An 11,337-nucleotide genomic window follows, 5' to 3' on the forward strand; every position below is an offset into this window, starting at 1 on the left:
CTCCTTCTTCCCAAAAAGTAAGCTTACATAAGTCGCTTAGTACTATTATCCTCTGTATATTTTACTGCCAGCTTTGAATCATTTGAATATCCTCCTGATGTGTACCATCAGATCCCGCTTCACTCTCCAAAACGACGGGAATACCTCTTACAGCTTCTTGTTCTGTTATCCAGCGCATACCTTCAGTACCAATGTAACCTTGCCCTACACGCGCATGTCTGTCTTTTTTTGAGCCGTACGGGTATTTGGAATCGTTCAAATGAACTCCGCAGAGCGCTGACCAATAGCCAAGACGATCTCCTTTTTCAAGCAATGCTTCGTCTATTCCACCGTTCCACAAACCTGCTGCATATGCATGACAAGTGTCCAGGCAAAATCCGATGCTGCCAGAATCTCGACACAGTTGGCGAATTTGGACCATTTCCTCCAGCGTAGTTCCCATAGGACCGTGATCCCCAGCTTGGTTTTCAATTAATATTTTAGCATTTCCCTGCCAGCCACCCAGCACATCATTAAGGCAGTTAATAATGTTATGATAGCCCTCCAGCGGGTCAGACGAATGCAGATGTCCAAAATGAACAACTATTCCCTTCGATCCACAGGCTTCAGCAATATCCAGATCATTGCGTAATGAAGTAACCATCAGGTCATAAAGTTCCTGACCCCGTTCGCGACCATGAGCTGGATTAACGGGATATGGCGAGTGAGCAATGGATTGAAGCTGGTACTCTGAACAGTAAGCTTTACAAGCAGCGGCATCTGTGGAGCTCCATTCCTTTAGCCTAAGACTACGAGGATTTTTCGGAAAATATTGAAATGAACGTCCTCCCTGCTCTCGCGCACGTATAGCAGCTTTGGAAAAGCCACCACGCGTACTCACGTGGGAGCCGATGAGCAATTTAGGCATCATGCTGCTGCACCGGGCAATAAAATGCTTTTTTTCCCGCCAGCTCGACTCTTACAATTTTCCCACCGCTTGGAGATTCTTCTCCTTCACGGTCATACACTCGACACTGATGATCAAAACCACCTGTTAGTGTGTCTCCCTCCATCAGAGGCATTTCAATATAACCGCCCTCCGCAGTAGCTTCACGAAGTACGGATTGAGTAGCATGATATAGCTTTTCCACTTTTTCAGGAGACTGTACAATGTTTTGTACCTTGGAACCCGGGGTAAATCCGGCGATATAAGCAATTTCGTCCGAATAGCAATTGCCAATCCCCGAAAAGATCTGCTGATTGACCAGTGTTGTTTTCAAAATTCCGCGTCGTCCTTTTAGACGTGCTGTAAAATTCTCCAATGTCATCCGGCGATCTAACGGATCAGGTCCCAGATCTGACAGAGCTTCATCTGTTTCTTTAGCCGTCAGCAAATGGAGATAGCCTAAGCGCAGTCCGATAAAATAAAGCTTCATCCCACTGAAATTCAATTCGATCTGAACTGTACGGTTTGGACGTTGCTCCTCCGTTCCCAGATACAATAATCCTCCCAACATCAGATGAAGCACCAACCGTTTACCCGTGTTTAAATGAAAAATCAAATGCTTGCCCCGACGCTCTAAATATACAACAGTCGCACCCAGCAATTGTTTTTTAAAGGTTTCTACTTCAGTATTAATGGACTTTTCACGGGTAACCGTCACTTCAGTAATCGGGATGTCCAAAATTTGTTTTGATAATAAGATTCTGTAGTTTTCCATTTCAGGAAGTTCCGGCATATCAACATCTTTCCTTTCGTAGCTACATAGCTTTTAATTCTCACACATTTCTAAGATATATATTTTTATGACTGTAGCTCTTCTTTCATCCATCCCTGCAGTTCTTCCAAATTTTCAAACATCAGGTCAGGTTTCACTCCAACGGCACGAATATGTTCATCCAAATTAGCGCGGGTCGTCACGCCCGAAAGAATCAAAGCTGTCTTGCAACCTGCTGCTGCACCTGCCGCAATATCTGTAAGCATATTATCGCCCACAACCAGAGCTTCATCCGCTCTAATGTTCAAGCGATTCAGTGCATAATTCATTAGCACACTTGAAGGCTTGCCGATGACGACCGGTTTGACCTGTGACGCAGCTTCAATAGCAGCTCCAATTGTACCTGCACCTGGTGTAAGTCCGTCATCCGAAGGCAATTGTAGATCCGGATTTGTCAAAATGAATGTAGCGCCCTCCCGAATCCAACGCATGGCAGCTGCCAGCGTTTCATATGTAAATTGACGATCAATCCCCTGTACCACATAATCAGGATGGTCTTGAACAAGTTGCAAGCCAGCTCCCATGAGTGCCTCGCGTAATCCCGTTTCACCAATACAATATACATGAGCTCCAGGACTTTGCTGGGCAACATATTGTGCAGCTGCTAACGCCGAAGTGTATACTTCATGACTAACTGCTTCAATTCCCATACGAACCAAATGCTCGGCTACCGATTCGGGTGTGCGTGAAGCATTGTTTGTGACATATGCATAAGGTATCTGCTCCGAACGCAATCGGGAAATGAACAGATCCGCACCCTTGATCATCCGCTTCCCATGATAAAGTGTTCCATCCAGATCAATTAGTAACGATTTTATTGCAATCCCCTCCCCCACTTCAATTTCATCATAACATTGAACATAATTAATTCACTCCATGAATGGGGTTCTCCCATTATATTTAACCACCTAAATTACTCAGGTGATTAAATATAGGCCATTTCCACTCATCTCATCTATCTTAAGTCAAACATGCATATGAAGTCCATGAATTGCTGGTAAACCATCCAAAATAGCGTCATTCCTCGCTAAAAGCCGTCGGTCTCACCTTACATAAGATCATTTCTTCGTCGAATTCCATCGAAGATGCCATGTCTTCAAAGGAAATTTCCTGTATTTCCTGAGCATACTCAAGCAACTAAATCCTTTGAATCGATATATAGAAACTCAAATATGACACACCTCCATATGTGGTAGAACAATTTCGTCTCCCCCACTCTCTTGCCGTCTCACCTCTTGTCGCATTCTGCGCTTTCCCGGAAAATAATTTCTGGTGAAAAAGAAAAGCACCGGAGCAAGCCCCGGCGCCTATACAAATATCTTATCTCCAATCGTTTATTGACCGGTATCGGCTATCGGTAACAACACATGCTGCTCCGCAAGCAGCGAATTGGGAAATAGGCTTCTCGCTTCCTCCAGCAAAGGCTGAAGCTGCTCCTGATCTTTATACCTGGAACTAAAATGCGTCATAATTAACTGGCCTGCACCTGCGGCTTTTGCAGCTTCCGCTGCCTGGAGTGCCGTACTATGATGATACTCATACGCCGTATCCGCCAGATCATGCAGAAAAGTGGCTTCATGAACGACGACAGTAGCATCTCGTGCCAGCATTACTGTATTCGGACAAGGTCTGGTGTCACCTAAAATAGTGATGATACGCCCTTTTTTAGGTGAACCCAATACATCCTGAGGATGCAGAATAACTCCGCCCTCTACTTCCACGCTTTCTCCACGCTTTAATTTACCATACACCGGGCCAGGCTTGATCCCATATCGCTCCAGCAGTTCTTGGTTAAGCTTACCGGGCTTATCCATTTCTATAATTCGGTAACCATAGCTGTCAATCCGATGATCCAGCAATGCTGATTCCACCCGAAATTGCCCGTCATCGAACAGAACTCCGCCCGTGTGCTCGACAATATGCAGTTGATAATTGATACGAGATTGGCTGATCCCTAAAGATAGCTCGATATATTGCTGGAGCCCAGGCGGTCCATAAACCGTCAAAGGTGCCGTGCCTCCCTGATATGCCCTGCTCGATAAAAGGCCCGGCAGACCAAAAAGATGATCCCCATGCAAATGAGTGATAAATATTTTTTCAAGTCTGCTCAGCTTGAGCGGCGAACGCAATACTTCCTGTTGAGTGCCTTCACCGCAGTCAAACAACCACATGCTTCTACGTTCCTCTAATAAACGAAGAGCAATGGACGTTACATTTCGCTGAATTGTAGGTACCCCTGCATTTGTACCGAGAAAATATAATTCCATGACATTTACCTTCTTCCTGCTGACCAGCAAAAAACCTCCGAAGCTCGGAGGGTAATTTGCTATCCCATCTGATAAAGGTGTTAAACCTTTTAAACCTTTTCGACGTTAAAATACTGCGCCTGAGGGTGGCTGAACACCATGGCTGATACTGAAGCCTCCGGTTCCATCATAAACCCTTCCGTTAGCTCAACGCCAATGTCCTCAGGTTTTAACAATTGGAACAACGGTCCCTGATCCTCCAGATCCGGGCATGCCGGATAGCCAAAAGATACCCGTATCCCTTGATATCTGGCGCCGTGCCGCTGCTTCATCGTCATATCGGCAGGGTCCGGGAAACCCCAGCTATCTCTAATTATGTGGTGAAGCCGTTCTGCCAACCCTTCTGCCACTTCGAGCGCTACCGCTTGAAGTACATGTGAGCGCAGGTAATCCCCTTTGTCTTTCCACTGGGTAGATAGCTGCTGAATACCATGGCCAGCGGTAACAACCATGAAACCTACATAGTCCATAACCCCTGATTCCACTGGTTTCAAAAAATCAGCCAGACATAGATAAGGCTCTACCTGCTGACGCGGAAACGTAAATGTGTGCAGTACCTTGCTCACATCCGACGGATCATAGATCAGAATTTGGTCTCCTTGGGATTGTGCTGGAAAGAAACGATACATAGCATGCGCTTGAATGATTCCGTCTGTCACAGCCTCAAACATAATGCTATCCACAGTTTCCTTCAACTGAATCGCTTTCGGGTCCCCCGAAGCTAGCAGTTGCTCAACATTCCCTTTTAAACCAAGATGATGCCCCATCAGCATCTGCATATTCACATAAGGCAGAATATAATTCAACGGATAGTTACGCAATACGTGGCGATCCGTATCCGGTGGAATATACACAGGCAAATCCTGAGCAATGCTAGAGCGTACAGCCCGAGTAAGCTTAGGGAGCGGCTTGGTTTCCACAACTGTTGCCGCTTCGGCCTCACGCTCAGCCTTCATTTCCTCAGCCATTTTTTTGCGGGATTCAGGGTCCATAAGCTTATTGGCAATATCCAGACCATCCATAGCATCTTTTGCGTAAGCAACTAGTCCATCATACTCAGGACGAATACGATTTTTAGTGAACTTGCGCGTTAAGGCAGCTCCACCAACCATTATTGGAATATCAATGTTCGCATTTTTCAAATCCTGTGCGGTTAGCACCATTTGTTGTGCCGATTTAACTAGCAAACCGGATAGTCCGATCATATCAGCCTTTTCTTCACGATAAGCCTCAATGATGCGTTCTGGTGGTACTTTTATACCCAGATTTACAATATGGTAACCATTGTTGGATAGAATAATCTCCACCAGATTTTTACCTATATCATGCACATCACCTTTGACCGTAGCCAACAAAATCTTACCTTTTACCGAGGATTCATTTTTCTCCATGAACGGCTCTAAATAGGCCACTGATGCTTTCATTACTTCAGCGCTTTGCAGTACCTCTGCAACAATCAGCTCGTTATTGTTAAAGAGCCGCCCTACTTCTTCCATTCCCTTCATCAGCGGTCCGTTAATAATCTCCAGCGAAGAATATTTGGCGAGCGCTTGCTCCAGATCCGGGATCAGTCCTTCCTTACTTCCCTCCACGACATAGGAAGCCAGTCGTTCTTCGAGCGAAAGGTTTGATATCTTCTCTTTTTTCTCCACTTTCTTGTTACGGAAAGCTGCTACAAATGCAGATAACGTATCGTCATTTGTATTATAGATCAGATCTTCTGCCAATTTCCGTTCATGCTCAGGGATAGATGCATAGCGTTCAAGCTTCTCTGTATTTACAATCGCATAATCCAATCCTGCTTTGGTGCATTCGTATAAATAGACAGAATTAAGTACTTCACGACCCGCTTCCGGTAAACCAAAGGATACGTTACTGATGCCCAATATGGTATGAACCCCGGGGAGAGCTTCTTTAATGATACGTATGCCCTCAATCGTTTCCTTCGCGGAACCAATATATTGCTCATCCCCTGTTCCTACCGGAAATACGAGCGTATCAAAAATGATATCCTCTGCTGCCAGACCATAACGGTTCACCAACAGATCATAAGAACGTTTAGCCACCTCAAGCTTATCCTCACGCGCAATTGCCTGTCCGCGTTCATCAATCGTTCCGACAACAACAGCAGCACCGTATTTATGAATAATAGGAGCCATTTTCTCAAATTTCTCTTCACCATCCTCCAAGTTAATGGAGTTAATAATGGCCTTACCTTGCGAATATTGAAGTGCTTTATCGATAACTTTAATATCCGTGGTATCAATCACCAACGGTACTTTTACCTTGTTTACGACCAGTTTCAAAAATGCTTCCATATCTATCATCTCATCGCGATCCGGATCTTGCACACAGATATCAATGACATGTGCACCGCTTTTTACCTGAGCGCGAGCAATTTCAGACGCCTCTTCATATTTGCCTTCCACGATCAATCGTTTGAATTTACGGGAACCAAGAACATTCGTTCGCTCACCAACCATATATGGACGATTGTCCTGTTCAATATACACAGGCTCAATACCTGATACAGCGGGAGGATGATGACCTACGAGCTGACGAGGCTCGTACTGCGCCATACTTTCACTCATGATCCTTATATGCTCTGGTGTGGTACCGCAGCAGCCACCTGCGATATTCAACCAGCCTTTTTCAGCGAAAGCAGCCATTTTACGAGCTAATGAATCCGGCGATTCATGGTATTGACCATTTTCATCGGGCAGACCCGCATTTGGATAACAACTAATAGCTGCAGAGGACATTTCAGACAAAGAACGAATATGATCACGCATAAACTCTGGACCTGTAGCACAATTCAGTCCAATCGAGATTGGATTTAAGTGTTCGAGTGAGATGCAAAAGGATTCAATATTTTGTCCGGCCAACGTTGTTCCCATCGGCTCAATCGTGCCAGAAATCATTAACGGAAGCTCAATCCCTGTCTGCTCAAAAGCCTGACGAATTCCAATGCTTCCCGCTTTAACGTTCAGCGTATCCTGTGAAGTCTCCAATAGAAGAACATCTACCCCGCCTTCAATAAGCGCCAAAGCCTGCTCCTGATAGCTTTCAATCAACTCTGCAAATGTAACACCGCCTGTGACAGACAAGGTTTTCGTGGTTGGACCCATAGCTCCTACAACAAAACGAGGCTTGTCCGCAGTGCTGTATTTATCCACCGCGTTACGCGCCAGTTTGGCTGCCACCAGATTAATTTCACGGGCACGTTCTGGTATATCGTAATCCGCCAAAACAACGGACGTTGCTCCAAATGTATTCGTTTCAATCAGGTCTGCTCCGGCTTCCAAGTATGCTTCATGAATCCCTTGAATGACATCCGGTCTCGTTAAAACCAACATCTCGTTGCAGCCTTCAAGTTCTTCCCCACCAAAATCAGCGGGAGTAAGGTCCTCTTGCTGAATCATAGTGCCCATAGCACCATCAAGAAGCAGTATTCTTCGTTGTAACGCATCCTGCAAGCTAACTTTATCCAAAATTTCTTCACCCCCGCAAAACGTTAAATCCTAGTTTAGCAGAAACCGTATCATTTAGATAGATTGAAGTAAAAACATACGTTTTATACAGGCGGTTCTTTATCATAAACGACTTAACTGATCTATTTTTAAAGTATGCATTGTTATATACGAACGTCTTTAAACTGTATTTTTTAGTTATAGACATTCCCCTTATAAATGTTTTAATCCTATATTGTACAACACTTCAAGACATGGTATTCTTTATATAACATTAATCCAAGTGGAAAAGAGGGGATTTTATATGGCAGAAATTTTAATACGTAACACGAATGAGCGAATTAGCGGTGAGCAACAAGTACGTGAATTTTTGGAGAGTCACCAGGTATTGTATGAACACTGGGATGCTTCCAAGCTGTCAGGGGATCTGCAAGAAAACTTTACACTGACAGATGATCAAAAAGCCGCTATTCTTAACACATTTGAATCCGAAATCAAGGATTTAGCCGCACGTCGCGGATATAAAATATGGGACGTTATCACCTTGTCTGAAGCAACCCCGAATCTGGACGAGCTGCTGGCCAAGTTCGAGCAAATTCACACTCATACCGAGGATGAAATCCGTGCCATCGTTGCTGGTAAAGGAATTTTCATCATTAAAGGCTCTGAAGAGATCGGCTATTTTAATGTAGAGCTTTCACCAGGTGACGTTATTTCCGTACCTGAAAATACTCCGCACTTCTTCACTTTAATGGAAAATCAAAAGATCGTCGCAGTCCGCTTGTTCATCGAAGAAAATGGCTGGATTGCTGAACCATTCGAAGATCCAACATTCATTAAAGCTTAATCATAATTTATGGTACAAATAAGAAAACTCCCTCTGCTCTGTATCATATCGAGCGAAGGGAGTTTCTTGATGCCTTTTTGAAGACTGTGGATTTCTCACTTTAGCGATTGAATAATTCCATGCAATTCAGACAAATGCTTGATTTGGAACTTAGGCTTAATCTCGGTACTATTGGTTTTAGCGTTCCGATTCACCCACACCGAATGTACACCGGCTGCCAAAGCTCCTTGAATATCAGTCGTCAGCTTATCTCCTACCATTAGAGCTTGTTCAGGTTCAATACCTAAAAGTCCCAAAGCATGCTCAAATATCGAAGGATCAGGCTTGCCCCGACCAAATGAACCTGAAATGACAATATGATCAAAAAAAGGAGCCAATTGAGGAACCCCATCCAGTTTCTCCTGTTGTAGATCAGGGGAACCATTTGTCAGCAATAACAGCTTGTATTGCCCCTTCAATTGTTCCAGTATCTCAAACGTTTCTTCATATACATGTGGACGTGCACGTCTTTCCGAAGCAAATTGGGTAGCTAGCTTTTGCGCCAGCTCCTCATTATCTATCCCCAACTGCTGAAGCCCTCTGCGCCATGATTCCTTTCGATATACAGGAGCCAACTGTTCCAGTTGACGGAATTCAGGTTGCTCACCTGCTGTAAAATTCGCCCACAGTCCTTCAAACGGATTAATACCAATCATTTGAGTAAAACTAAAGGTTTCATAGGACTCATACAAAGCGCGCGCTTCCTTGCGAACAGCTTCTTCCAGAGTTTTGGGATCAGTACCTGTTTCTCGGTAGCCTGTTTGGCACGCTGCATCAAATGCTTCTTCTACACTACGTTCATCCCACAGAAGGGTGTCATCAAGATCAAACATTATCGCCTGAATCGTCATATGAATTATCCACTCTCTTTCCACTGTATATGTAGGTCTGTCTGTTTGGTCACGTATCAGATCATTATGTGTGCCCATATTAAGCAAGTGGCCGCACCATGTTATATAAAAAAATAACATCATACGGCCTTACTTACAGCTACAAGCTAAATCCGTTATTTCTTTTCTACCTGTATCTGATTGGATAGTGCAAACTTTTCAAGGCGCTCTGCAATGGCATCCGTGTCATAGCGTCCCAGTGATTTTGTGAAGATAAAATTACCGCCCTTGCCTTTTCTTTCAACGGTAACGTAGCCCTTTTCAATTTTGATCGCTTTCATGTCCCCTGCTGTCATCGGGCGTTCTCTACCACCTTTTAACATATAAAGGGTGTCTTTTCCTACCTTTAAATAAGGACGACGAATGATGAAGATCACAGCCAGCATCAAATACAAGCCAAATACAAGCCAATCCATTCCCCGCATGCCGGTCTTGGTCAAAAAGTAACTCATAAGCATGTACAATACGGCAAGACCCGCCAGCATGATTGGAACAGTAATATTACGGCCACGGAAAATGTCCATTGCTGATCCTGCACCATTAATGGTTTGAATACCTTGTTTCTTGCGTATTTTATTTAAATGTGCTGTGTTTTTACGTACTTTTCTTTCAAATGATCGGGCCATCTCTCAATTCCCTTCCCATAAATATTACATGAAAACAATTGCCTTAAAGCTGATCTATATAGATACCAGAAAAGATACCTAAAACAAAAGGCAAATGATGCAGGCTTCAGCGACCTTAATGCTTCAGCCCGCCATTTCCCTTCGACGTATCATCGTCCACAAATTCAATGGTTTCAAGCTGCTGCCGAAAATTACGACGAATGTTGCCTAAATAAATTTCCCGAAGATTGGCGCGCTCTGTGGTTTCCTCTTCCGTCAATCCTTCGGCTTTTGCTTTGCGCGCTAATTCATTAATGCGCTGTACCAAGCTGTCTATATCCAAATTGTGTCCCCTCCATAAAAGCAAAGATATAATACACTTTGACATGTAGAAAAGAGCTTGTCAAGGCTCCCGCATTGCGCTCCCAGACAAGCTCTATAGTCTGTAAATCAGAAGTGTGGAAGCTTAAGTACCTGACCTGCCTGTACTCCTCCGTCTTCCAAACCGTTAATACGCACGATTCCTTCAATATATACCCGTGTATCTATTCGTTCCGGCTTATGATTCGTTGCAATCTCCCATAATGTATCTCCAGGCTGTACGGTTAGCTTAGTCACTTCTTCCTTAGAAACGGAAGGAGCTGCAAAAACTGTAAGTACACCTGCCCCTGCAACCCAAACGACAATGACAAGAACAAGAAGCTTAAGTAAAAGAGTATTGGTATTCATCTGTAACAGACGCAACTTCCCCTCTTTTCGGGTCTCCTGTAAATCTTCTAAATTCATTGGGAAAATACTTTGATAAGTGCTATATTTCATAATTGGCTGCGTCCTCCAAACGTTTGTTCTTATGTTTTTCACAATATAACACGAACATTTGTTTTGTTCAATAGAAAAGAGAACAAAAGTTCGTAAATATTTTTAGGGATTATTTAGAACTTATGTTTGTACGAACGGAGGTTCTATGCTATAATTTTCCCAAACGTTACTAAATGGGGTTGATACGGTATGTCTAAGATTTCGAGCCGCCAGCAGGCCATTCTTGAATTTATCCGCAATGAAGTGCGTCTAAAGGGATACCCCCCTTCTGTACGCGAAATAGGCGAGGCAGTCGGACTGGCCTCCAGTTCTACGGTTCACGGTCATTTGGATCGTCTGGAGAAAAAGGGACTTATTCGCCGCGATCCTACGAAGCCACGGGCTATTGAATTACTCGGTCAAGACGAGTCGGATAACAGCAACTTGATTAATTACTCCATTAGTCGTGTTCCCGTCGTCGGCAAAGTAACCGCTGGTCTTCCTATTACGGCGACAGAAAATATTGAAGATTACTTTCCTCTTCCCCAACACTTTGTTGGTGAGGATAAAATATTCATGTTATCTGTTGTAGGCGAAAGCATGATTGAAGCTGGTATTGCTAACG

Annotated in this window: 11 protein-coding genes; 2 read left to right on the forward strand and 9 right to left on the reverse strand. The window is 44.0% G+C overall.

Annotated features, from left to right (window positions below):
- Positions 1–61: 61 nt before the first annotated feature.
- The 5 genes from AC5V8P_RS17940 to metH form a co-directional block, all read right to left on the reverse strand.
- A complete protein-coding gene (locus AC5V8P_RS17940; protein WP_196771842.1) occupies positions 62–910 on the reverse strand; it encodes a deoxyribonuclease IV in 849 nt (282 codons plus the stop codon).
- On the reverse strand, positions 900–1,718 hold the full coding sequence (locus AC5V8P_RS17945) for an Fpg/Nei family DNA glycosylase (protein ID WP_063212619.1): 819 nt from the start codon (positions 1,716–1,718) through the stop codon (positions 900–902). Before AC5V8P_RS17945 ends, AC5V8P_RS17940 begins: the two co-directional genes overlap by 11 nt.
- Positions 1,719–1,783: 65 nt before the next feature.
- Positions 1,784–2,593 (reverse strand): TIGR01457 family HAD-type hydrolase, encoded by an 810-nt coding sequence (locus AC5V8P_RS17950; protein WP_081276779.1) that lies wholly within the window; start codon positions 2,591–2,593, stop codon positions 1,784–1,786.
- A 498-nt stretch (positions 2,594–3,091) separates the two neighbouring features.
- Positions 3,092–4,024 (reverse strand): ribonuclease Z, encoded by a 933-nt coding sequence (gene rnz / locus AC5V8P_RS17955; protein ID WP_064796498.1) that lies wholly within the window; start codon positions 4,022–4,024, stop codon positions 3,092–3,094.
- 89 nt (positions 4,025–4,113) lie between these two features.
- Positions 4,114–7,554, reverse strand: coding sequence for a methionine synthase (gene metH, locus AC5V8P_RS17960; protein WP_063212617.1), 3,441 nt, complete (start codon positions 7,552–7,554; stop codon positions 4,114–4,116).
- Positions 7,555–7,837: 283 nt separating this feature from the next.
- On the opposite strand from metH, the gene AC5V8P_RS17965 reads away from it, so the two are divergent.
- The gene (locus AC5V8P_RS17965) at positions 7,838–8,380 is read left to right on the forward strand and encodes a 1,2-dihydroxy-3-keto-5-methylthiopentene dioxygenase (RefSeq protein WP_063212616.1); all 543 of its coding nucleotides are present in this window, start codon (positions 7,838–7,840) and stop codon (positions 8,378–8,380) included.
- A gap of 95 nt (positions 8,381–8,475) precedes the next feature.
- Here AC5V8P_RS17965 and AC5V8P_RS17970 read toward each other — a convergent pair whose 3' ends face one another.
- From AC5V8P_RS17970 to AC5V8P_RS17985, 4 genes are all read right to left on the reverse strand, one after another.
- Complete coding sequence (locus AC5V8P_RS17970) at positions 8,476–9,270, reverse strand: HAD family hydrolase (protein ID WP_196771847.1); 795 nt, start codon at positions 9,268–9,270, stop codon at positions 8,476–8,478.
- Positions 9,271–9,425: 155 nt separating this feature from the next.
- Positions 9,426–9,935 (reverse strand): hypothetical protein, encoded by a 510-nt coding sequence (locus tag AC5V8P_RS17975; protein ID WP_063212614.1) that lies wholly within the window; start codon positions 9,933–9,935, stop codon positions 9,426–9,428.
- A 115-nt stretch (positions 9,936–10,050) separates the two neighbouring features.
- Positions 10,051–10,257 (reverse strand): DUF896 domain-containing protein, encoded by a 207-nt coding sequence (locus AC5V8P_RS17980; RefSeq protein ID WP_016821948.1) that lies wholly within the window; start codon positions 10,255–10,257, stop codon positions 10,051–10,053.
- A gap of 107 nt (positions 10,258–10,364) precedes the next feature.
- Complete coding sequence (locus tag AC5V8P_RS17985; RefSeq protein ID WP_063212613.1) at positions 10,365–10,733, reverse strand: LysM peptidoglycan-binding domain-containing protein; 369 nt, start codon at positions 10,731–10,733, stop codon at positions 10,365–10,367.
- Between the two features lie 189 nt (positions 10,734–10,922).
- Here AC5V8P_RS17985 and lexA point away from each other — a divergent pair.
- Positions 10,923–11,337: transcriptional repressor LexA (lexA, locus tag AC5V8P_RS17990; protein WP_495473755.1), on the forward strand; the 415-nt coding region annotated here is incomplete at its 3' end.

The organism is Paenibacillus sp. N119s (assembly GCF_059447605.1).

Coding starts and splice junctions, on each gene's coding strand:
- AC5V8P_RS17970 (WP_196771847.1), bottom strand. CDS start 9,270: ATGACGATTCAGGCGATAATGTTTGATCTTGATGACACCCTTCTGTGG.
- AC5V8P_RS17940 (WP_196771842.1), bottom strand. CDS start 910: ATGATGCCTAAATTGCTCATCGGCTCCCACGTGAGTACGCGTGGTGGC.
- AC5V8P_RS17945 (WP_063212619.1), bottom strand. CDS start 1,718: ATGCCGGAACTTCCTGAAATGGAAAACTACAGAATCTTATTATCAAAA.
- AC5V8P_RS17985 (WP_063212613.1), bottom strand. CDS start 10,733: ATGAAATATAGCACTTATCAAAGTATTTTCCCAATGAATTTAGAAGAT.
- AC5V8P_RS17975 (WP_063212614.1), bottom strand. CDS start 9,935: ATGGCCCGATCATTTGAAAGAAAAGTACGTAAAAACACAGCACATTTA.
- AC5V8P_RS17965 (WP_063212616.1), top strand. CDS start 7,838: ATGGCAGAAATTTTAATACGTAACACGAATGAGCGAATTAGCGGTGAG.
- rnz (WP_064796498.1), bottom strand. CDS start 4,024: ATGGAATTATATTTTCTCGGTACAAATGCAGGGGTACCTACAATTCAG.